The organism is Serinicoccus shuyuelongi (assembly GCF_045032955.1).
Classification (GTDB): Bacteria; Actinomycetota; Actinomycetes; order Actinomycetales; family Dermatophilaceae; genus Ornithinicoccus.
Map to the genome: position 1 here is coordinate 26,372 of NZ_JBJFZU010000013.1, position 20,462 is coordinate 46,833.

20 protein-coding genes are annotated in these 20,462 nt (G+C 69.8%); 8 read left to right on the forward strand and 12 right to left on the reverse strand.

Annotated features, from left to right (window positions below; translation table 11 throughout):
• Positions 1 to 42 precede the first annotated feature (42 nt).
• The 5 genes from ACI3EY_RS14900 to ACI3EY_RS14920 all read left to right on the forward strand — a co-directional run bounded on the left by ACI3EY_RS14900 (position 43) and on the right by ACI3EY_RS14920 (position 5,501).
• The gene (locus ACI3EY_RS14900; RefSeq protein WP_405040936.1) at positions 43 to 1,116 is read left to right on the forward strand and encodes a TRAP transporter substrate-binding protein; all 1,074 of its coding nucleotides are present in this window, start codon (positions 43 to 45) and stop codon (positions 1,114 to 1,116) included.
• Entirely contained in the window at positions 1,116 to 1,643 is a 528-nt protein-coding gene (locus ACI3EY_RS14905) for a TRAP transporter small permease (protein WP_405040937.1), read from the forward strand. The genes ACI3EY_RS14900 and ACI3EY_RS14905 overlap by 1 nt, the downstream gene beginning before the upstream one ends.
• Positions 1,640 to 2,950, forward strand: coding sequence for a TRAP transporter large permease (locus tag ACI3EY_RS14910; protein ID WP_405036287.1), 1,311 nt, complete (start codon positions 1,640 to 1,642; stop codon positions 2,948 to 2,950). Before ACI3EY_RS14905 ends, ACI3EY_RS14910 begins: the two co-directional genes overlap by 4 nt.
• Positions 2,951 to 3,057: 107 nt before the next feature.
• On the forward strand, positions 3,058 to 4,185 hold the full coding sequence (locus ACI3EY_RS14915; RefSeq protein WP_405041006.1) for an MFS transporter: 1,128 nt from the start codon (positions 3,058 to 3,060) through the stop codon (positions 4,183 to 4,185).
• Positions 4,182 to 5,501, forward strand: a complete 1,320-nt coding sequence (locus ACI3EY_RS14920; RefSeq protein WP_405040938.1) for a CoA transferase — start codon at positions 4,182 to 4,184, stop codon at positions 5,499 to 5,501. Before ACI3EY_RS14915 ends, ACI3EY_RS14920 begins: the two co-directional genes overlap by 4 nt.
• 53 nt (positions 5,502 to 5,554) lie before the next feature.
• On the opposite strand, the gene ACI3EY_RS14925 is transcribed toward ACI3EY_RS14920, so the two are convergent.
• The 5 genes from ACI3EY_RS14925 to ACI3EY_RS14945 are packed head-to-tail and all read right to left on the reverse strand — an operon-like array spanning position 5,555 to position 10,878.
• The gene (locus ACI3EY_RS14925) at positions 5,555 to 6,604 is read right to left on the reverse strand and encodes an LLM class flavin-dependent oxidoreductase (RefSeq protein WP_405040939.1); all 1,050 of its coding nucleotides are present in this window, start codon (positions 6,602 to 6,604) and stop codon (positions 5,555 to 5,557) included.
• Positions 6,604 to 7,779, reverse strand: coding sequence for an acyl-CoA dehydrogenase family protein (locus ACI3EY_RS14930; protein ID WP_405040940.1), 1,176 nt, complete (start codon positions 7,777 to 7,779; stop codon positions 6,604 to 6,606). Before ACI3EY_RS14930 ends, ACI3EY_RS14925 begins: the two co-directional genes overlap by 1 nt.
• Entirely contained in the window at positions 7,776 to 8,303 is a 528-nt protein-coding gene (locus ACI3EY_RS14935) for a MaoC family dehydratase (RefSeq protein ID WP_405036291.1), read from the reverse strand. The genes ACI3EY_RS14930 and ACI3EY_RS14935 overlap by 4 nt, the downstream gene beginning before the upstream one ends.
• Complete coding sequence (locus ACI3EY_RS14940) at positions 8,300 to 9,508, reverse strand: CaiB/BaiF CoA transferase family protein (protein WP_405040941.1); 1,209 nt, start codon at positions 9,506 to 9,508, stop codon at positions 8,300 to 8,302. Before ACI3EY_RS14940 ends, ACI3EY_RS14935 begins: the two co-directional genes overlap by 4 nt.
• On the reverse strand, positions 9,505 to 10,878 hold the full coding sequence (locus tag ACI3EY_RS14945; protein WP_405040942.1) for an MmgE/PrpD family protein: 1,374 nt from the start codon (positions 10,876 to 10,878) through the stop codon (positions 9,505 to 9,507). The genes ACI3EY_RS14940 and ACI3EY_RS14945 overlap by 4 nt, the downstream gene beginning before the upstream one ends.
• 168 nt (positions 10,879 to 11,046) lie before the next feature.
• Between ACI3EY_RS14945 and ACI3EY_RS14950 the strand changes: the two genes are divergently transcribed.
• Positions 11,047 to 11,784, forward strand: coding sequence for an IclR family transcriptional regulator (locus tag ACI3EY_RS14950; protein ID WP_405040943.1), 738 nt, complete (start codon positions 11,047 to 11,049; stop codon positions 11,782 to 11,784).
• A gap of 10 nt (positions 11,785 to 11,794) precedes the next feature.
• Here ACI3EY_RS14950 and ACI3EY_RS14955 read toward each other — a convergent pair whose 3' ends face one another.
• A complete protein-coding gene (locus tag ACI3EY_RS14955) occupies positions 11,795 to 12,631 on the reverse strand; it encodes an HpcH/HpaI aldolase/citrate lyase family protein (RefSeq protein WP_405040944.1) in 837 nt (278 codons plus the stop codon).
• A 54-nt stretch (positions 12,632 to 12,685) separates the two neighbouring features.
• Positions 12,686 to 13,906, reverse strand: coding sequence for a CaiB/BaiF CoA transferase family protein (locus tag ACI3EY_RS14960; protein ID WP_405040945.1), 1,221 nt, complete (start codon positions 13,904 to 13,906; stop codon positions 12,686 to 12,688).
• Positions 13,907 to 14,101: 195 nt separating this feature from the next.
• On the opposite strand from ACI3EY_RS14960, the gene ACI3EY_RS14965 reads away from it, so the two are divergent.
• Positions 14,102 to 14,875 carry an enoyl-CoA hydratase/isomerase family protein gene (locus ACI3EY_RS14965; protein WP_405040946.1) on the forward strand — a complete coding sequence of 258 codons (774 nt, stop codon included), beginning with the start codon at positions 14,102 to 14,104 and terminating at the stop codon, positions 14,873 to 14,875.
• Positions 14,876 to 14,978: 103 nt separating this feature from the next.
• Here the strand turns inward: ACI3EY_RS14965 and ACI3EY_RS14970 are convergent, their stop codons facing one another.
• A complete protein-coding gene (locus ACI3EY_RS14970) occupies positions 14,979 to 15,140 on the reverse strand; it encodes a hypothetical protein (protein WP_405040947.1) in 162 nt (53 codons plus the stop codon).
• A 145-nt stretch (positions 15,141 to 15,285) separates the two neighbouring features.
• Entirely contained in the window at positions 15,286 to 16,749 is a 1,464-nt protein-coding gene (locus ACI3EY_RS14975; protein WP_405040948.1) for a protein adenylyltransferase SelO, read from the reverse strand.
• Positions 16,750 to 17,031: 282 nt separating this feature from the next.
• Between ACI3EY_RS14975 and eda the strand changes: the two genes are divergently transcribed.
• On the forward strand, positions 17,032 to 17,682 hold the full coding sequence (eda, locus tag ACI3EY_RS14980; RefSeq protein WP_405040949.1) for a bifunctional 4-hydroxy-2-oxoglutarate aldolase/2-dehydro-3-deoxy-phosphogluconate aldolase: 651 nt from the start codon (positions 17,032 to 17,034) through the stop codon (positions 17,680 to 17,682).
• A 43-nt stretch (positions 17,683 to 17,725) separates the two neighbouring features.
• Here the strand turns inward: eda and ACI3EY_RS14985 are convergent, their stop codons facing one another.
• The 3 genes from ACI3EY_RS14985 to ACI3EY_RS14995 are packed head-to-tail and all read right to left on the reverse strand — an operon-like array spanning position 17,726 to position 20,460.
• Positions 17,726 to 18,607 (reverse strand): 2-hydroxy-3-oxopropionate reductase, encoded by an 882-nt coding sequence (locus tag ACI3EY_RS14985; RefSeq protein WP_405040950.1) that lies wholly within the window; start codon positions 18,605 to 18,607, stop codon positions 17,726 to 17,728.
• Positions 18,604 to 19,440 carry a hydroxypyruvate isomerase family protein gene (locus ACI3EY_RS14990; protein ID WP_405041007.1) on the reverse strand — a complete coding sequence of 279 codons (837 nt, stop codon included), beginning with the start codon at positions 19,438 to 19,440 and terminating at the stop codon, positions 18,604 to 18,606. Before ACI3EY_RS14990 ends, ACI3EY_RS14985 begins: the two co-directional genes overlap by 4 nt.
• Positions 19,441 to 19,485: 45 nt before the next feature.
• Entirely contained in the window at positions 19,486 to 20,460 is a 975-nt protein-coding gene (locus ACI3EY_RS14995; RefSeq protein ID WP_405040951.1) for a sugar kinase, read from the reverse strand.
• Positions 20,461 to 20,462 lie beyond the last annotated feature (2 nt).

A 20,462-nucleotide genomic window follows, 5' to 3' on the forward strand; every position in this document is an offset into this window, starting at 1 on the left:
CTGCTGTATCACCGCTCATTAGATCCCGCACAGGAGAAGACCATGTCAACGAAGACACGCACGACCCTGGCCCGCCGCAGGGGCCCTGCTTTCAGCCTTGCCGCAGCCGCCCTCGTCGTCAGCGCCTGCGGAAACAGCGCCGATGAGCAAGACGGGAGCAGCGGCGAGGCCGGCGCAGACGTGGAGCCTCTGGAGATCACCGCCGCCACCTACATCCCGCCCTCCTACGACGACCTGTACCACGGGTTCGAGGTCTTCATGGAGGAGGCCGAGGGCACCAGCGACGGGGCGATCACCTTCGACTGGTACGACTCCGGGACCTTGCTGGAGGCGGACCAGCTCGTCCCTGGCCTGACCCAGGGAGTGGCCAACATGGTCTTCACCACCAGCTCCTACATCTCCTCCACCTATCCGATCCTGGGGGTCTACGAGCTGCCGTTCGTCACCAACGAGTACGAGGACCAGCGGGCTGCCCTCTCCTACGACAGCGAGCTGCGGACCTTTCTCAACGAGCAGCTGGCGGAGCAGGATCTGATGTCCATCGGCACCATGCCGACCACCTACCAGTGGATCTGGACCGCCGATGAGCCGATCACGTCGCCTGAGGACATCAACGGCATGCGCATCCGTGTGGCCGGCCCTCTTGAGGGGCGCACCATCGAGGCGCTGGGCGGCTCTCCGGTCACCATGAGCTCCGCGGAGGTCTACGAGGCCCTGGAGCGGGGCACGGTCGACGGTGTCCTCTCCTACATCGGGACCATCCCCGGGCGCAGCCTGCAGGAGGTCGTGAGGTACGGCACCGCTGCCCCCTTCGGCGCCTACAGCGTCGACGCCTACGTCCGCAAGAGCTGGTTCGACGACCTGACGGGCGCCCAGCAGGACGCTCTCATGGAGGCCGGTCGCGTGTACTCCGAGGAGGGGACCGACCACATGGTGGGTGTCCACGAGGGGCAGTACCTCGAGACGATCGAGGACGCCGGAGTTGAGATCGTCGAGCTCGACGACGCCCAGACCGCAGCCTTCGAGGAGGCCGTCGCCGAGACCTACGACCAGTGGTCAGAGTCTGTCGACGACCCCGCCACGGCTGAAGAGGCGCTCGGCCTGATCGGGAACTGATGACCAGTTCCAGGAATGCGTTGGAGGCGGTGCGGCGGGCCTTGTACGCGGTCGCCAGAGCGGCCTGGGTCGTCGGTGCCACGGGCATCTTCCTCCTGATGGTGATCATCTGCTACGACGTCCTGGCCCGCTACGTGCTCAACCAACCCACCGAATGGGTCTTCACCCTCGCCTCCAACGGTCTGCTGGCGATCTCGTTCCTGGCGATCCCCTACCTGTACGCCAGGGACGACCACATCGCGGTCGATCTTGTCTACGACCACCTGCCCCGCGCGGTCCGTGTGGGGGCGAGCTGGGCGACCCGGGTGGTCGCCGTCGTCTTCGGGCTGGTCCTGACGTGGTACGGGATCGACCTCGTCCGATCGGCGTCGACCGCGGGCCTGCAGACCTCGGGAACGTTCAGCCTGCCGGTGTCCTGGGTCTCCGCCCCGATGGCCCTCGGTGGCCTGCTGCTGGCTCTGATCGCCCTGGTGGCGCCAGCGCCCGCGGTCGATCTTGATACACACCCGAAGGAGGGCGTCGCATGATCGACCCCGGGACCGGCGCAGTCATCTCGATCATCGTGCTGTTTGCACTGATCTTCATCAGGACGCCACTGTTTCTCGCGCTGGGGTTCGCCGGGATCCTCGGCCTCTACCTCATTCGCGGTGACCAGGGTCTGCAGACCCTTCCTCTGGCCTTGACGGCCCAGCTGGCGAACTTCACCCTGGTCGCCGTCCCGCTCTACATCCTCATCGGCGAGACGCTGTCGGTGACCGGGTTGGGGCGAGATCTCTTCAGGACGTCGTACAAGTGGATGAGCAGGCTTCCCGGGAGCCTCGGCGTGGCCAGCGTCGCGTCGTGCGCGACGTTCGGTGCGATGTCCGGTGTGAGCCTGTCGGGGGTGGCCGTCGTGGGACGTATGGCGGTCCCTGCGATGCTGGAGAAGGGATACAAACCAGCGTTCGCCACAGGGTCCGTGGTCGCGCCAGGAGCATTGGCGATGCTGATCCCGCCCAGCTTGATGTTCATCCTCTACTCGGCTGTGACCGGCACCAGCGTGGCGGCACTGTTCGCCGGTGGGATCGTGCCCGGAATCCTGCTGGCGGTGCTCATGGCCGGCTACATCATCGTCGTCGCGACGATCCGTCCGGAGAACGCGCCCCGCACGGACGAGCGGTACACCTGGGGCGAGAAGTTCGCTTCGTTGAGGAAGGTCATCCCGGCCATCTTGCTGATCGTCTGCATCCTCGGGGCGATCTACACCGGCTTTGCCACACCGACGGAGGCGGCCGCCGTGGGAGCCCTTGCGGCGTTCCTCATCGCAGGACTCGTCTACCGGGCGCTGTCCTGGGCGAACCTCAAGCGCATCCTGGTCTCCACGGTCCAGGTGAGCTGCGCGGTGCTGGCCATCGTGGCCTCGGCCTTCGTGTTCACCAAGGTTCTCGTCCTCGCGCGTGTCCCCAGCACGGTCGCAGAGTTCGTCGGCGGGCTGGACCTGCCGTCCTTCGTGATCATGGCCGCCATCATGGTCGTGCTCGTCGCCCTGGGGTGCATGGTCGATGCCGCGTCGCTGCTGCTCGTGGTGACCCCCGTGCTGGTTCCGGTTGTCGCAGAGCTGGGTTACGACCCGCTCTGGTTCGGTGTGCTGCTGGTGATGAACCTCGAGCTGGCGGTGATCACACCACCTGTCGGGCTGAATCTCTTCGCCATGAAGTCCGTCATGCCCGAGATCCCGCTCAGCTCGATCATGCGAGGTGTCATCCCGTACATCATCATCGAGTTCGGCCTCCTCATGGTCATGCTCGTGGTGCCGGAGATCGCGACGTGGCTCCCATCGGTGATCGTCGGATAGGCGAAGGTCACAGGGAGCAGGACCTGGTAGGGGCCATCAGCCCTGGCAGGACACCCCAGGGTGAGCCCTCACCCTGGGGTGTCCTGGTCGCGCTCTGCGTCTCACAGATCACGAGCTGGGGCGTCATGTACTACGCCTTCCCGGTGGCGCTCGCCTCTGTCACTGCTGACACCGGGTGGTCAGCGGGTGCCGCCATGGCGGCCTTCTCCACCGGCCTCGTCTCCTCGGCCGTCGCCGGGGTGCCGGTCGGTCGGTGGCTGGACCGTTGGGGTCCTCGCCCGGTGATGACGGGCGGCTCATGCCTGGCGGTCGTTGCGATGGTGGGGCTCGCTCTCTCGCATCACTTCGTGATGTTCCTCGGGTCATGGGTACTGGCGGGTCTGGCCATGGCCGCCGTCTTCTACCAGCCGGCATTTGCGGCGCTCACGGAGTGGTTCGGGCCGAGACGGGTGCGCGCTCTGACACTTCTCACCCTGGTGGCAAGCCTGGCCAGCACGGTCTTCGCTCCGCTCACGCAGGTCATGCTCACCCACCTTGACTGGCGCTCCACCTACCTCTGCCTCGCCGGCCTTCTGGGTGTCATCACTGTGCCACTCCACCTCGTCGTGCTGGCCAGACCGTGGCGCGCCGACCGTCCTGAACGCAGGAGAGAGCGCCACGACCTGCCGCTGCGGGCGGTCCTGCGTCGACCACGATTCGTGCTGCTCTCCGGAGCCATGGCGGTGACGGCGTTCGGGCTGTACGCCGCGAGCATGACATTGATCCCCCTGCTCACCAGCCGTGGCCTCAGCGCCTCGCTCGCCGCGCTGGCCTTCGGGCTCATCGGTGCGGGCCAGCTTCTCGGCCGGGCCGGTTACGCGCCGCTCGCAGCCCGCACGACCCCGCCCGGTCGAACCAGCGTTCTCTTGGCGGGGTCGGTGGTATGCCTGGCCCTGCTCGCGGCTGTGCCCGGCCCCGCGGTTCTTCTTGTCGTGTTCGCCATGCTCCTGGGAGCGGTGCGCGGTGCGGCGACGCTGCTCCAGGCCACGCTGGTGGCCGATGTCTGGGGTACTGAGTCGTACGGCACGCTGTCCGGGTGGTTCGCCGCCCCGATCACCACCGCGGCCGCCCTTGCCCCGTGGGCCGGTACCGCCCTCGCCCAGACGCTCAACGGTTACCCTGCGATGTTGTGGGTCCTCACCGCGCTGGCGTTGTCGGCCACGGTGGCGGTCGCGGTCGCCGGGCGACGGACGTGAGCCTTCCTCGACTGGCCGAATGGCTCGAGCCGGCTGTCGGGACCGTCGATGACGGACCCGACGCGGTCGACGGCCCACGTCGCTGGTGGGCCGGACCGCTCGACGTCGAGGGTCTCGCCCTCGGAAGCGTCCGGGCGGCGGTCAGCGCCTTCCGGCTGCTGACGGGTGAGCGTGGCCTGGCCGTGCCCGCGGCGCAGGTGGCCGGCGCCTTCGGCTCTCAGGAGTACCTGCGCGTCGACGGCAGGACACCCCAGATGTTCGCGCCGCTGTCGCGGTGGTTCCGTGCAGCCGATGGGTGGGTCCGACTTCACGGGAACTACCCGCACCACGTCCTGGCGCTTCGCGAGGTCTACGGGGTGAGCGAGCCCGAAGAGCTGGCGCGGATCCTGCGCGACCGGACGGCAGCCGAGATCGAGGGTGCGGTGGACGCAGCCGGCGGGATCGCTGCGGGGCTGCGTACGCCGGGGGAGTGGCTGAGCTCAGCTGCGGGGCGGGCGGTCGCGGACGAACCCTGGATCAACTGGCGCTTCGGCGGCTCGGGGTCGTCGCCGCCGGCCGGGCCGGGACTGTCCGGCGTCAGGGTGCTGGACCTCACCCGTGTGATCGCCGGCCCGACCGGCACACGACTGCTGGCCCAGTTGGGGGCGGACGTCCTGCGCGTGGACCCACCCCACCGTCCTGAGATCCTGTCGCAGCACCTGGACACGGGAGCGGGCAAGCGCAGCGTCGTGGCAGACCTCGGGGACCCGGGCACCCGCTCACGGGTGGAGGACCTGCTCGGCGCCGCCGATGTGGTGGTGACCGGCTACCGACCCGGGGCGCTCGACCGGTGGGGCCTGGGCGAGGAGGCACTGCGCGAGAGGTACCCCCACCTCGTGGTCATCGTGCTGGATGCCTACGGCCACCAGGGGCCGTGGGCAGGGCGGCGCGGGTTCGACAGCATCGTCCAGGCGGCGACCGGCATCGGGCACGTCTACGGAGGCGAGGTGGGTGGGTCCTGGCGCCCGGGCGCCCTACCGGTGCAGGCCCTCGACCACGCCACCGGGTACGGCATGGCGGCCGCCGCGATGGCTCTTCTCCTGCGCAGGACCCGCGACGGAGCCGGCAGCGCGCACCTCTCGCTGGCGCGGACGGCGCACGTGCTCCTGCAGCTGCCACCGGTGAGCGGAGCGGCGAGGCAGCTCTCGGTCACGACGCAGCAGACGCACAGCCCTCACGGGCTGCTGGACCACGCCGTCGGACCGATCACCCGGGACGGGGTGCCGGTACCGCTGGGAGTCCCGGGGCGGTACGGTGCCGCGGACCTGTCATGGTGACCATCGGGGCTCACGCACCTCAGCCGTGCGGTCGCGCAGACCCGTGGCCGCCGTCACGGACTCGTCTGCGGCGTCCAGTCCAGGTGGGGCAGGACCTCCTCGGCGAAGAGCTCCATGCTGGAGACCGTCTCCTGCTGTGTCATGCCCGGCCACTGCATACGCAGCAGGAGCTGGGTGGGCCGAGCGACCGCCTGCAGCCGACGGATGCGCTCCAGCACGCCCCTGGGGTCGCCGATGAGGAAGCGTCCCTTCCGCAGCTCGTCGAACTCCTTGTCGAAGGACTGGCTCTCCGGTAGCACCTGGTCCTGACCCCACTGGGCGTACGCCTCGTACTTCGTCGCGAGCGAGCGGCGGACCACCTCCAGGGCCCGCTCCTCGGTCGGCGCGACGTAGACCTCCTGGAGGAGCGGCAGCTCGGGCTCGCCCTGCTGCAGCGCGGCGTTCTCCTCCCGGTAGACACCCACCTGGCGCGCCAGGTGCTCCTCGTCGACGTGTGCCGCAGCCGCGACCCACGGCAGGCCCATCTGAGCCGTGCGTCGGATGGCCTTCTCGGTGTGCGCGGCCATCCAGATCGGGGGGTGCGGTCGTTGGACGGGCCGCAGGGCGACCGGCACGTCGTCCAACGTCGCATGGTCGCTGTGGAACGTGACCCGGTCCTGGGTCCAGAGGGCGCGGACGAGCTCGAGGTTGTCCAGGTAGCGCCTCAGTCGACCGGTCCGGCCCATCCCGAAGGCGGAGAACTCCACGTCGCGGTAGCCGAGCCCCACGCCGAGGGTCATCCGCCCGTTGCTCAGGATGTCCAGCGTCGCGACCTGCTCGGCGAGGTCCACGGGGCTGGGCAGGGCCAGCAGGCTGATGGCGGTGCCCAGGCGCATGTCGCCCAGCTCGGGGATGATCCTGGCGAGCACGGGAAGCGGATGAAGGTACTGGAACGGATGCGCCAGGTAGTGCTGGGAGGCGAAGACGGACCCGAAGCCCGCGTCTCGCACCAGCCGTACCTGCTCCAGCTGCTCCTCGAAGCGAGCGGCCGGGTCCTCGCCCGCCGCGAACTGGCTGCAGAGCAGCAGTCCCACGCGCGGGTGCTGGGTGGTGAGGGGCGCCATCAGAAGGACCTGGGCATCTTCAGGACGTGCTGCGACACGTAGGACAGGATGAGGTTCGTCGAGATGGGCGCCACCTGGTAGAGGCGTGTCTCACGGAACTTCCTCTCGATGTCGTACTCCGTGGAGAAACCGTAGCCACCGTGGGTCTGCAGGCACGCGTTCGCCGCCTCCCACGAGGCCTCCGAGGCCAGCAGCTTGGCCATGTTGGCCTCTGCCCCGCAGGCGTGCCCGGCGTCGAAGAGGTCCGCGGCCCGCCACCGCATGAGGTCGGCGGCCTCGACGTTGACGTGCGCTCGGGCGATGGGGAACTGCACACCCTGGTTGGCGCCGATCGGGCGCCCGAAGACGATGCGGTCCGTGGCGTAGCGGCTGGCGCGCTCGATGAACCAGCGGCCATCGCCGACGCATTCCGCGGCGATGAGGATCCGTTCGGCGTTCAGCCCGTCCAGGACGTACGTGAAGCCGCGTCCTTCCTCGCCCACCAGAGCCGACGACGGGACCCGGACGTCGTCGAAGAACACCTCGTTGGTCTCGTGGTTGACCATGGTCTCCAGGGGGCGGACGGTGATGCCCTTCGCCTCCCGCAGGTCGATGAGGAAGAGGGACAGGCCCTGGGACTTCTTCTCCACCTGGTCCAGGGGGGTCGTCCGGGCGAGGAGGAGCATGAGGTCGGAGTGCTGGACCCTCGAGATCCAGACCTTCTGCCCGTTGATGACGTAGTCGTCCCCGTCCCGGACGGCCCTGGTGCGCAGGCTCGTGGTGTCCGTGCCGGCGGTCGGCTCGGTGACGGCGAACGCCTGCAGCCGGATGGACCCGTCGGCGATGCCGGGGAGGTACTGGCGGCGCTGCTCCTCACTGCCGTGACGCAGCACGGCGCCCATCGTGTAGAGCTGTGCATGCACCGGGCCGGCGTTGGCCCCGTTGCGGTTGATCTGCTCGAGGATGACCGAGGCATCGCCCATACCGAGGCCGAGCCCGCCGTACTCCTCGGGGACGAGCGCGCCCAGCGCGCCGGTGCCGGTCAGCGCCGCGACGAACTCCTCCGGGTAGCTGTGCGTCTTGTCCATCTCACGCCAGTACGGATCCGGGTAGTCGGCACAGATCTGGTCGACGAGCTGTCGCAGGTCGCGCCGCAGCTCGGACTCGACGCCGGGCTGGGGGGTCGTGGTCGTCATGGTTGCACCTCGGGGAGGGGAGTGGTCGGAACTGTCGGGGGCGCGGTGAACCGAGGACCATGCCCGTGCCGGTAGACCATCACCTTGCGCTCGAAGGTGATGACGACCTCACCGTGCTGGTTGAACCCTTCGGTGTAGACGTGGACGATGCCGAGCTCGGGGCGGGACCTGGACTCCTTCTTGCCCAGGACCTTGGACCGGCTGTGCAAGGTGTCGCCCTCGAAGACCGGCAGCGGCAGCGTGATCTTGTCCCAGGCGAGGTTGGCGAACACGTTCTGGGAGATGTCGGACACGGTCTGTCCGGTGACGAGTGCCAGGGTGAAGGCCGAGTTCATCAGGGGTTTGCCGAACGTGGTCCGGGACGCGTAGTCGTGGTCGAAGTGGATGGGGGCAGTGTTCTGCGTCAGCAGGGTGAACCAGCTGTTGTCCGTCGTGGTGACGGTCCGTCCGAGCACGTGCTCGTAGACGTCGCCGACCTCGAAGTCCTCGAAGTAGCGACCTGTCCATCCGGGTTTGGTGTTCATGCTGTCGTCTCCGGGTCGTGAGGGGGATGGTCGTCCGCCGCCAGCCAGGCGAGAACGCTCGCGGTGTGCTCTCCCGGTGCGGGGACAGCTCCCAGGTCCGGTGGTGTGCCGTCCGGGGACGTGGGCAGCCAGGGCGGCAACAGGGTCTCGACCGTTCCCACCGGGCTGCCGGTGCCGACCCACCGGTCGCGACTGGTCAGCTGCGGGTGTTCCGCGAGCTCGCTGATGTCGTTGAGCCGGGAGTGCGCGATGTCGGCCTGCGTCAGCAGCCTGGCGACGTCGGCGCGGGACAGGTGCTCGAGCCGGTCGGCGATGAGGCGTTCGAGGCGGGCTCTGTTGGCGACGCGCGCGGCGTGCGTCACGAAGTGCGGGTCGTGGGCGAGGTCCGCCTGCTCCAGCACCGTCTCGCAGAAACGGCGCCACTCGTGGTCGTTCTGCACCGCCAGGAGGATCGGGCCGTCAGCGGTCGGGAACGAGCCGTAGGGAGCTATCGTCGCGTGCCCGGTGCCGGTCCGGGCCGGGGCTGTGCCTCCGTAGCGGGTGTAGTACAGGGGGTAGGCCAGCCACTCGGTCAGGCTGTCGAAGAGCGTCACGTCGACCGGGAGGGCGACGCCGGTACGGTCCCGGTGACGCAGGGCGGCGAGGATGCTGGTGCACGCGGTGGTCCCGGCGGATATGTCGGCGATCGAGATGCCGACCTTGGCCATCACCTCGCCATCGCCGGTGAGGGAGATGAGGCCGGTCTCGCCCTGGATGAGCAGGTCGTAGGCCTTGGTGTCGGCCATCGGCCCGGTGGTGCCGTAGCCGCCGATGGCACAGGCGATCAGCGACGGGTGGCGACCCTGCACGGCGGCAGTGTCCAGTCCGGCACGGAGCGCTGCCTGTGAGGACAGGTTGTGCACGAAGACGTCGGCGCGCGAGAGAAGTCGTTCCACGCTCCGACGACCGGTGTCGGTCTTCAGGTCCAGCTCGACGGACTCCTTGCCACGGTTGAGCCAGAGGAAGGCGCTGGAAAGCCCGTCGACCTTGTCGTCGTAGCCCCGCGCGAAGTCGCCTCCTCCGGGGCGCTCGACCTTGATCACCCGCGCCCCCAGGTCAGCCAGCTGCCGGGTGGCCAGGGGGGCGGCCACGGCGTGCTCCACCGCCACAACGAGAACTCCCTCGAGGGGGCGCGGTGCACCATGGGCGCTGGACGTGCGAGTCATCCGGTCGTCCCGGCCGCCGCACGACGGCGAACGAGCTCGCGCAACGGACGCACGGAGGCGCGCACGGACCTCGTCGGTCCCAGCTGGGAGAGGAGCTCATGGATGGGCTCGGTCTCCTCGGGGTGCAGGCCGGCGTAGGCGGCGCAGTCAGCGAACTTGACGTGGAGCTCGTCGTCGGTGACGGGCCGGGTGGCGTGGCCCCGTGGACGGTCGACCCGGCGCTGCAGACGTCCACCGGAGCGGACGTCCACCTCGACGACGGCGAAGGCGCCGTGCGCGTCCCCACCGGCCGGGGGCACCACCGACTCGGTCGTCTCCACGCGCTGCAGGAGCTGCTGGACGGCTGGGCGCTGCACCTGCTCGTCGGTGAAGGTGGCGAGCGTGAGCTGGCGGTCCAGGACCGCCGCCGCCATGGCGTACTCCATACTGAACTTGCCCTGCAGACCTGTGGCGGGGTGCGTGTGGATGAGAGGCCCCAACCCTCCCGGTTGGACGGTCACGCGCAGGCGCTCCACGTCCTCGGTGCGCACACCCGCGCCCACCAGCTCCAGCACCGCGTCGGCGGCGCTGTGGATGTAGTAGCAGCACGGGTAGAGCTTGACGTTGAGACCGTCCTGGGTGGTGGCGTCGGGGGCGGAGCCGGAGCCCGCTCCGTGGTGGAGGGCGAGGAAACCCAGCGGGCTCTCCAGCTGGTCGGGGTCCGCGGTGAAGCCGGCCGCGGCCAGGCGGGTGGCCAGGACTGCGTTGTGGGCCGCAACTCCGGCGTGGAGCGGCTTGGTCATCGTCCCGAAATTCTGTCTGCTGCCCCCGGCCAGGGAGCCAGCGATCCCCAGGGCGTGGCGGGTAGCGCCGACATCGAGCCGACGAAGCCTCGACAGCGCCGCTGTGGCCCCGATCGTCCCCACCGTGCCGGTCGAGTGCCAACCCTTCGTGTAGTGCGCCTCGATGCCCACCCGCGCAGCGACGTCACGGCATACATGCAGACCGAGGGCGAAGGCGTCGAGGACCGCGTCCCCGGCGACGTCCAGCTCCTCGGCGACGGCCAGGAGTGCGGGCACCAGGACAGTGCTCGGGTGGCCGATCATGGCGTCGTCGACGTCGTCGTAGTCGAGGGCGTGACCGAGCAGGCCTCCGAGCAGCGCCGCGTGCCCGGGGTCGCCGCCCTGTCCCGTGGCCAGGACGGTGGCCGGCCCACCGTTGCCGGGCCCCAGGGCGCGCAGTGCGGTAGTGACGGTCGGGTCGTCGAGCGCTGCCAGGCTGACCGCCACAGTGTCGATGACCGCCCGACGTGCCAGCTGGTCGGAGAACCGGCGGTCCGACGGCACCCATGACGCAGCAAGTTCACCGAGCTGTCGGGTGTAGTCCTCCAACGTTGGGCCTCCTCGATGAGAACCGTGGCGTGCGTGCCATCTGTCGGCACAATGTTCTATCTAGTGGCCTACGTTAGTCTGTCTTGCGTTGATGTCAAGAGGTTGCTCGCGCCAAGGTCTAGGGGATCCCCGATGCAGGATTCGGCAGGTGGTGGAGGAGTGCGTGCCGTGCAGAACGCACTCACCCTCATGGAGACGCTGGCCGGCGTCCAGCCGGTGGGTGTGTCCGAGCTCGCCCGCCTGGTGCAGCAGCCCAAGTCCTCCGTGCAGCGCACGTTGCGCACGCTCGAGCTGGCGGGGTGGGCCGAGACCGCCGGTGACGGCGTGGTGCACTGGCGCCTCACGCGCAAGGTCTTTCGGATCGGTGTCTCCGGCGCGACATCGAGCCCGTTCCCGCGCAGCGCTGAGGCGCAGATGTCCGCCCTGCGGGACCGGTACGGGGAGACGGTCCACCTCGGGGTGCCGGACGGGGACCATCTGCTGGTGATCGCCCGGATCGACGGTACGAACAACCTCCGGACCTTCTTGCAGCTCGGTACCCGAGCGCCCCTGGTGAGCACGGCGGGCGGCCGGGCGATGCTGGCAGGGTTGGGGCCCGAGGCGCTCGAGAAGGTCCTGGCGCAGCCGATCAGCGGCCACACTGCCAGCACTCTGCGTGACCCCAAGCAGGTGCGGGACCAGGTCGCTCTGGCTCGAGAACGGGGGTATGCCACGAACGAGGCCGAGTGGCGTGACGCCATCTCGGCCGTGGGAGCGGCGATCCTCGGACCGGGTGGTCAGGTCATCGGCTCCATCTCGTTGTCCATGCCGGCGCCCCGTTTCCACGAACTGGACATCCCGGAGGTCGGAGCGGACGTCGCTGCGGTGTGCCGAGAGATCGCAGACGCGATGCACCGACACCTCTAGGGCCTGGCGCTCAGACCTCCCTGTTCTGGCTCAGCACGCGCAACGCCCTGGCGACGACGGGGGCGTCGACCATGGAGCCGTCCACCCGGACCGCTCCGCCCTGTTCGGAGGCGGCGACGACCCGGTGCGCCCAGTCCACCTCCTCCGCACCCGGCGTGAAGGTCCGTCGGGCAGGGGCGACCTGCCGTGGATGGATGAGGAGCTTGCCGGCGAATCCCAGGTGGAGGGCGTAGGTGGCGTCGTCGGCGACCCTGTCGACGTCGTCGAGCTCGGGGGTCACCCCGTCGAAGGGGCCGGCGAGATCTGCGAGTCTCGAGGCGAGGACGACGGCCGACCGGGCGGTGAGCATCGCCGCGCGCCCGTTCCCGCTGCCGATGTCCACCGAGTAGTCGAGGTGACCGAAGCCCAGCCTGACCACGCCGGGGGCCGCTGCGAGCTCCGTGACCCGCGCCACGCCGACCGCGCTCTCGATCAACGCCACGACCGGCACGTCGAGGTGTCGGTGGATGCGCTCGAGCTCGGCGGGTTCCTCGGCCTTCGGCACGATGACAGCGAGCAGGCCTGGCAGTCCGCGCAGTCTCGTCAGCTCCGCCTCCAGCTCGGTCGTGCCCGAGGCGTTGGTGCGGACGCAGGCTCGTGCCTCGCCTGCCAGCCAGTCGGCGACCGCTCCGAGTGCCTCCGACCTGCGCTCCGGGGTCACGGCGTCCTCGAGGTCGCAGACCACCAGGTCCGTCCCGCTGGCGGCTGCCTTCTCGAACCTGTCGGGTCGGTCCCCGGGCACGAAGAGCGCGGTCCGCGCGGAGCGGAGCTCGTCCTGCGCCGCCGAGCGGGTCGATTCGTCTGTCATGTCACTGCTCCGTTCTGATCGCGGGTGGCGAGGGGGCGGGTGGCCCACCCCAGGTCAGTCGACCAGCTCCTCCAGCCACGTGCGGATCTGCGCCCCGTGCTCGTCGAGCATCGGTGGGGAGGCGTGATGACGACGGGTCACCTCGGACTCCCCCGACTCCGTACGCGAGAAGAACCGCAACGGGGGTCCGGGCAGAGTGATCGGCCCCAGCTGCGGATGGTCGACACCGACGAGCAGGCCCTGGGACAGGGTCTGCTCCCACGTGTAGACCTCCGAGAGGTTCCGGACCCGACCAGCAGGCACCCCTGCCGTCTCCAGGGCGCGCAGGACGTCCTGTGCGGTCCAGGCGCTCAACGCCTCCTCGAGGATCTGCACCAGCCGGTCTCGTCGCGCCACCCTGATGTGGCCGCTCCCCATGTCCTCGGCGGCGGGATCCAGGCCAAGCACGTCGCAGAGGTCCCGCCAGTGGGCGTCAGTGCCGCAGGCGATCTGCACGCCGCCGTCCTTGCACCGGAAGAGGCCATAGGGAGCAATGGTCGGGTGGTGGTTGCCGACCGGCTGAGGCACCTCCCCCGCGACCGTCCATCGGGTGCCCTGGAACGCATGCACTCCGACGACCGAGGCGAGCAAGGAGGTGCGGACAACCTGTCCCCGGCCCGTCCGGTCACGCTCGACCAGGGCCGACACCACACCGAAGGCGCCGTACATCCCGGCCAGGACGTCGCTGATGGCTACCCCGACCCGCTGCTCGTCTCCCGGCCCGCTCCCCGTGACGGACATCAGGCCGCCCTCACCCTGGGCGATCTGGTCGTAGCCGGGCCGCTGCCCCTCCGGCCCGTCGTGGCCGAAGCCCGAGATGGACAGCAGCACGAGGCGGGGGTTCAGCTCTGACACCGTCGCGGCGTCGAGACCGAGCCGGTCGAGGACGCCGGGACGGAAGTTCTCCACCAGTACGTCCGCCCGCCTCACCAGGGAGCGCAGGGTGGCCCGGCCCTCCTCGGATTTCAGGTCCAGGGTGATGGACTCCTTGTTCCGGTTGCAGGACAGGAAGTATGTGGAGACGTCCTGGTCGTTCTGGTCCCCCCGGACGAACGGCCCCCACGATCGCGTCTGGTCACCGCTGACTCGTTCCTCCACCTTGATGACGCGAGCGCCCTGGTCCCCGAGCATCATGGCCGCATGCGGACCCGAGAGTGCCCGGCTGAGGTCCAGCACCACGATCCCGCTCAAAGGACCCTCCGCGTCCGCCTGCCCCTGGCCGGGTGTCTGCTCCATGCGTGCTCCTGAGTCGGGGTTGTGCCTCGCCCACCTGCGGGCGCGGGTGCTGGCCTCCTTCCTACCACCCGCGTGAGTGAGCCCGACATGCGGTGAGCGATCCCGCACCGGTGCTCGGCGTGGTGCCCATGCGTCGTGTGCCGACGGATGCGCCACACTGTGGGGACCACAGAGACCGACCACGAGGAGATGCCGATGGATCACGCCGGGGAGGTCAGGTGCCAACTCGACGGGGACGTGGCCACGCTCGTACTCGCCCGCCCGTGGAAGCACAACTCGGTGACGAGGTCCATGTGGGTGCAGCTCACCGACCACATGCACCGCTTGGAAGAGGACTCGGCCGTCCGGTTGATCGTGCTTCGCGGAGAGGGGTCGGCCTTCTCGGCGGGGGCCGATCTGGCGGACATGGTCGCCTCCGCCGGTGATCCGGTGACGGCGCGTGCCTTCGCCCGCAGGGTGGCGTCGGCGCTCCACGCCCTGGCCACCTCATCCAAGGTCACCGTGGCGGCGCTGAAACATCATGTCCGGGGTGGAGGGGCCGAGCTCGCCTTGGCTTGCGACCTCCGGGTTGCCGAGGACGACGTGGCGTTCCAGATCCCGGTGTCCAGGCTCGGGGTCGTGCCGGACCGAATCACCACAGGGCGGCTGTCCCGGCTCGGCGGACCGGGCGTCGCGCGCCGGGTGCTCCTGCTGACGCACGAGCTGGACGGGGTCGAGTGCCTCAGGACAGGGCTCGTGGACGAGCTGGTCCCTGTCGGCGGCCTCGACGTCGCCGTGGACCGGATCGCTCGGGAGCTGCGCGAGAACGTCGACAGTGCAGTGCGGGCCACCAAGCGGATGCTTCTGGAGGAGGAGGGGCTGACCGGTGACGTGGACGAGATGATCGCCGAGTTCGTCGACTCGTTGGTCGACGGCGGCGTCGCTGAACGTGCGCGAGCAGCGCTTCGCCCCCGCATCCCCGCCTCCTGACGCTGCTCGCGGTCGGAAGCTCGCTCAGCGGCGGGGAGAGGTCGATGCAGACGCCCGGGTGGGCGTGCTCAGCAGTTCATGCGGGCCTGGCCTCCGGGGCGGTTCACGCCCGGGCGACGACGACCTCGACGTCAGCCGCCCGCAGGGCCTCACCGAGCCGCTGCGGCGGCTCCGCGTCGGTGCCGGGCAGCAGCGACGCCCGGATCGAGACCTTCTTCCCACTGAGGGAGGAGTCCGTTCTGGTAGGCCGCAGCGTCGTCGTCACACCGCACTGTTCGTTCCGCACCGACCGGATCCTGGAGGGGCCGTGCACCGAATCACGCCTCCAAGCTGCACGCCGGGGCAGAAATCACCCACCCGGCGATGCATCAGACTCGTCGTCGAAGGTGTGCAGGTGCGCGTCTAGTGGGTCAGGTGCCGCAGTAGGTCTGGTAGCGACCGAAGTCCGTCGGTGCGGGGTCCGCGTACCGTTCGAGGCCGGGGCGCTCGCGGAAGGGGTCGGTGACGGCGTCCAGGAGGCGGACCAGGGGGTCCAGGTCGGCGTCGCTGCCGGCTGCCAGAGCTTCTTCGACCAGGTGGTTGCGAGGGATGTAGATGGGGTTGACCTGGTCCATCAGCTCGGCCTGCGGCTCGAGGGCCAGCCACCGTCGGGTCCAGACGTCGAAACCCGCCAGGTCCATAAAGAGGCCGCGGGCCGGCTCGGTGTCGCCGCGGACCGCATCGCTGAGGCGGCGGTAGAAGGAGGTGTGGTCGATGCGGTTGTCCTGGAGGAGGGTCGACAGCTCGCCGACCAGAGGGTCGACGAGGTCCGTGCTCACCGTGTCCGCCAGCCCGAGCTTGGCCTTCATGCCGGTGGTCCAGGCCGAGGCGAACTGTGCGGAGAACCTGTCCAGGGAGCCCACCGCCAGCGCGATGGCCTGCTCTTCATCGGTGTGCAGGAGGGGCAGCAGTGCCTCGGCGAGGCGAGCGAGGTTCCACTGGGCGACGCCCGGCTGGTTGCCGTAGGCATACCGTCCGCCGGTGTCGATCGAGCTGTAGACCGTCGCCGGGTCGAAGACCTCCATGAAGGCGCACGGACCGTAGTCGATGGTCTCGCCGGAGATCGTCATGTTGTCCGTGTTCATCACTCCGTGGACGAAGCCGACCAGCATCCAGCGGGCGATGAGCTCGGCCTGGCTGGAGATCACCGCCTCGAACAGCGCGAGGTAGCGGTTGTCAGCCTCGGCGGCGTCGGGGTGGTGGCGGCTGATCGCGTGGTCGGCGAGACGGCGCAGTAGATCGATGTCGCCGGTGGCGCGGGCGTACTGGAAACTGCCGACGCGCAGGTGGCTGGAGGCGACTCGTGTGAGGACGGCTCCGGGCAGCAGCGTCTCGCGCTGCACCGGCCGCCCGGTGGCGACCACCGCGAGCGATCGCGTGGTCGGGATGCCGAGGGCGTGCATCGCCTCGCTGATGAGGTACTCCCGCAGCATCGGAGCGACCGCGGCCAGGCCGTCACCGCCGCGAGCGAAGGGCGTGCGACCGGAGCCCTTGAGGTGGACGTCCATCCGGGTGCCTGAGGTGTCGGTGATCTCGCCCAGGAGGAGCGCCCGCCCGTCGCCGAGACGCGGTGAGTACCCGCCGAACTGGTGCCCGGCGTAGGCCTGCGCCACGGGGGTGGCGCCGTCCGGGACGAGATGCCCGACCAGCAGGCGCACGCCCTCGGGACTGCGGAGCCAGGACGGTGCGAGATCCAGCTCGGCAGCCAGGGACTCGTTGAGCAGCAGCAGCCGGGGGTCCGGTGCGTCCTCGGCCTGCCACGGGACGGCGAGCTCGCCCAGCTCTCGGGCGAACTGGTTGTCGAAGGACACAGTCTGCCGGGGTGTGACGCTCACTCGTCGAGCGTAGACGAGGGGCGGGGAGCTGGCGTGGCGATGCGACCGGGAGTGAGGAGGCGCGACACATCTTCGAGCTGCTGACAGGTCCTGCGACGAAGCCGCTGCGCCTCAGCCTCGGCCTTTCCTGAGTCTTTCCGCACGCCTGTGAGCAGGGGTCGAGGGCTCGTGTCCCTCAACCCCTGCCCGGGTGGTGAGAGGTAGAATCCGGGGTGCGGAACGACGCTCCCCGGCCGCGCGACGTCAGCTGTAGCGGGGTACTCACGAGAACAGGTGACGACCGTGCCGAGCACCGACACACTCACGATGGAAGACATCTGCCGGATCAGCCCGGTGGTGCCGGTCGTGAGGGCCCCGGACCCCGACGCAGCCGTCGAGGTCGCCAAGGCTCTCGTCCGGGGTGGGGTGTCCGTCATCGAGCTGACGCTGCGCACCAGCACGGCGGTCGAGTCGATCCGGGCCATCGCCGAAGAGGTGCCGGAGATCACGCTCGGTGCCGGAACGGTGGTCACCCCGGAACAGGTGGCCCTCGTCGTCGACGCCGGCGCTCGCTTCGTCGTCTCGCCCGGATCGCCGGCCGCGCTGCAGGACGCCGTCCACGACGAAGGCATACCCGCCCTGCTCGGTGCAGCCACGGTGACGGAGATGCTGGAACTGGCGAGCCGTGGATGGCGCACCGTCAAGTTCTTCCCCGCGGAGGACGCCGGCGGTGCCCGGTACCTGTCGAACCTGCGGGGCCCCCTGCCGGACCTCCAGTTCTGTCCCACGGGGGGCATCAACCAGGCCAATGTCCGGGACTACCTGGCGCTGCCCAACGTTCCCTGCGTCGGCGGTTCGTGGATCACGCCGGAATCGGCCGTCGCCGCAGGCGACTGGGCGAGGATCGAGGAGCTCGCCGGGGAGATCTCGTCGCTCCGCGGCACGGTGTCCTGAGCAGCGTCGTCCCCGTCACCGACGGTCGGTAGGTCGTCGCGACTCAGGGAGTGCGGCCGCTCGCACGCTCGATGACCCCGATGAGCGCGGAGTGGTCCAGGGAGCCGTCCCCGTTGGCACGTGCGGACGCCATGAGCTGCGCCACCAAGGACCCCACCACCGTCACCACTCCCGCTTCGCGCGCAGCTGCGGTGACGATGCCCAGGTCCTTGTGGTGGAGGTCGATGCGGAAGCCCGGGTCGAAGGAACGGTCGAGCATCTTCTGCGCCTTCTGGTCGATCACAGCTGATCCTGCGAGCCCACCGCCGAGCACCTGGACCGCTGCGGCGGTGTCCACGTCGTGCGCCTCGAGGAACACGATGGCCTCGGCGAGCAGGGCGATGTTGCCCGCCACCATGAGCTGGTTGGCCGCCTTGACCGTCTGACCGGCACCGGGGGAACCGACGTGGACGATGGTCTTCCCGACGACGTCCAGGACCTCCCTCGCCGCGTCGACGTCGTCCTGGGACCCACCGACCATGATCGACAGGGTGGCGTTCTTGGCGCCGGCCTCGCCTCCGGAGACGGGGGCGTCGACCAGGCGGAGCCCCGCATCCTGCGCCTGGTGCGCCAGGTCCTTGGCGGTGTCCGGGCGGATCGAGGAGAAGTCGATGATCAGCGTGCCCGGTCGGGCGTGGGCGAAGACCCCGTCCTCAGATGTCAGCACCTCGGTGACATCAGGGGAGTCCGGCACCATGAGGCAGACGACGTCCGCCTCCGCGACCGCCTCGGCGATCGACGCCGCCTCGGTGCCGCCGGCCTCGACGAGAGGTCTCACCTTCTCCGAGGTGCGGTTGTAACCGGTGACCTCGTGTCCGGCGTGCTGCAGGTGGATGGCCATGGGGCTACCCATGATCCCGAGGCCGATGAAGGCGATGGTGCTCATGCGGATCCCTTTCCTGGGGTGGTGGTCGATGACGAGGCGGAGCGGTGTGCGACGGGGAGCCAGCCGAAGGGGTCCGGGTCGACGGACTGGTACTCCAGGCCGACGGGCCCCTCGTAGCCTGCCTGACGCAGCTCGGAGATCCAGCGGTCCAGGGGGAGGGCGCCGGTCCCGGGAGCGCCCCGCCCCGGGGCGTCGGCGATCTGCACGTGGGCGACACGGTCGATGTGCTGCGTGACGTCGTGGCTCACGTCCGCGCCGTTGACGGCCAGGTGGTAGACGTCGAGCAGCAGGCCGATGGTGGTGGCCCCGGCTTCGGTCTGGACCCGGTCGAGGACGGCGACGACGTCGCCGGACGTCTTCAGGGGGTAGGACGGCATCCCCGACACGGGCTCCACCAGGACCGTCCCGCCGATGCGCTCCACCGCCCGGGCGGCGAGCGCGAGGTTCTCCACGGCCAGGGCGTCCTGCTCGGCCGGGTCGATGCCCGGTATGCGGTTGCCGTAGAGGGCGTTGAACCGTCGACACCCGGTGCGCTCGCCGATGTCGGTGACGACGTCCAGGTTGTCGCGCAGCTCCTGCGTGCGAGCGGGCCAGGAGATCAGCCCACGGTCGCCGGCAGGCATGTCGCCGGCGAAGAGGTTGAGGCCGGTCAGCTGGATCCCGCTGTCCGTGACGGCGCGCACCAGCGAGTCGACGTCGTCGTCGTCCGGTACGGCGACGGGGAAAGGCCACCACAGCTCCGCCCCGGTGAAGCCCGCCTCTCGGGCGACCCGGAGCCGCTCGGGAAGGTCGAGGTGGGTCAGCAGGATCGAGCAGTTGACCGTGTAGGGAATCTCCACGTGATGTCCTTCGTCTCGGGTGTCATCGGACTCTCGGTGTCATCGGAGGATGTCGGTCGTCGCCTCGAGGTCGTCCAGCTCGTGACGGAACGGCAGCCCCTCGCAGTCGCCGGGGACGGTCACGGCATACGCGCCGGCCCGGATGGCTGTCGTCAGACGTCCCTGCGGGTCGACGTCCTGCAGGCGCTCGGTCAGGTACCCCGCGACGAAGGCGTCCCCTGCCCCGACCGGGTCCAGCGTGGTCACGGTGGGAGCGTCGCGGACGTACTCGTGGCCGTCGATGACGGCGAGGCAACCACGGCTGCCGTCCTTGATGACGACCTCCCGTGGGCCTGCCTGTGCCGCCAGCCGTGCCAGACGGCCCCGGTCGTCCCGGCTCGGGTCGAGGGTGACCCCCAGCACCAGCGCCGCTTCCTCCGGACCGGCGAACAGGATGTCGGCGTGCTCCAGGAGGTCCTGGAGGACGGGCCGGGCCTCTTCGGTGCTCCAGAGCTTGCTCCGGAAGTTGACGTCGAAGGAGACGGTGACGCCGGCGTCTCTGGCCGTGCGGACCGCCCACGCCGTCGTGTCGCGTGCCGAGGCGCCGAGCGCCGGGGTGATTCCGGTGACGTGCAGGATGTCCGCCCCTCGGACCAGCTCGTCACCGACGTCCGCCGGGCTCAGCTGCGAGGCCGCGCTGCCGGCACGGTGGTAGTCCACCCGGAGCGCACCGGTGGTCCGTCGGCTGCACACCATGAGGCCGGTGAACCCGGCCCCGCGGGTCAGGCGGGTCGTGACACCCTCGGCGCGGAGCCGCCGCTCGATGAGGTCGCCGACGCTGTCCGACCCGAGGCGTCCGGCCCAGGTGACGTCCGCGCCGAGGCGGGCGGCACCGATGGCCACGTTGGACTCGGCGCCGCCCATGGACAGGGTCAGCGGACGACCCGACTCCAGCAGCCCGACGTGCTCGGAGGTGAGGCGCCCCAGCGCCTCGCCAAACGTGACGAGCCCCCCGCCCCGGGTGCCGGCCTCCACGC